General features: G+C 59.0%; 1 protein-coding gene. It reads right to left on the minus strand.

The window, feature by feature from the left end:
• Positions 1 to 947: ISNCY family transposase (locus GGD53_RS31425; RefSeq protein WP_184460590.1), on the minus strand; the 947-nt coding region annotated here is incomplete at its 3' end.
• Positions 948 to 1020 lie beyond the last annotated feature (73 nt).

The raw sequence follows: 1020 nt of genomic DNA on the forward strand, positions 1-1020 counted from the left end.
TCAAGGTTCTCATAATCGGCCAGCGGACGATGCATGTCCTTCGGATTGCGTGGCTGTTTGCCGAAACGGACATTGAAATCCTCGATAAACGCCGGTGCATAGAGGTTTGCGGCTTCGATCGTGTTGATATTCCGCAATCGCAGTTCCTTCACCAGCCGATCCTGCAGCGTCTGGTTGGCGCGTTCCACCCGGCCTTTGGCCTGCGGGGTGTTGGCGCAGATGATGTCGATGTTGAGCTCATAAAGCGCCCGGCCGAACTGTGTCAGGCCGCTCGTCCGATCCGTCTGCGACGCATGGATCGAACGAAAGACGCCGTGCTTGTCGCTGTAGAACGCCAGAGGCTTGCCCCATTGCTGCAAATAGGCCTTCGTCGCATGGAAGTAGTCGAATGTGTTCTCCGATCCGGCAAACCGCAGATGCAGCAGCTTGCCGGTGGCATCATCGATATAAACGAGCAGGGCGCATTTGGGGCCGCGGTTCTCGAACCACCAGTGATGCGAGCCATCGATCTGGACGAGCTCTCCGAGACAATCCCGCCGGCCGCGCGGCTGGAAAACCCGCTTCTTGCGTTCGCGCCGCGAGATCCAGATGCCGGCCTCGGTCATCCATTGGCGCAGCGTCTCCTTGGCGACCGAAATCTGATGCAGTTCGATCAGCTTCTCGCGCGCCAGCGTCGGCCCGAAATCCGGATAGCGTTCGCGGATCAGATCCAGCGCCGCATTGCGAAAATCCTCGCTGTGGCGCCGATTGCTCGGTCGGGATCGCTTCTTCGAAACCAGGCCGGCTTCACCGAAACGATCATAGGCCTGCAGCAGCCTGTGAACCTGACTTCGGCTGAGATCGAGCAGTTCAGCCGCCTGGACGACGCTCAGGCGCCGGTCGCGGATCTTCTGAATGACTTCGAGGCGATGCAATTCTCTCTGCGACATGGTGATCAAACAGGACATCACGACTCCGAACGCTCATGGTCTCCACCAGGCTGAAGTCGCCATCCTTGCTCCCAACGTTGGTATTGACCAG

The organism is Rhizobium aethiopicum, assembly GCF_014197535.1.
GTDB classification, from domain to species: domain Bacteria; phylum Pseudomonadota; class Alphaproteobacteria; order Rhizobiales; family Rhizobiaceae; genus Rhizobium; species Rhizobium aethiopicum_A.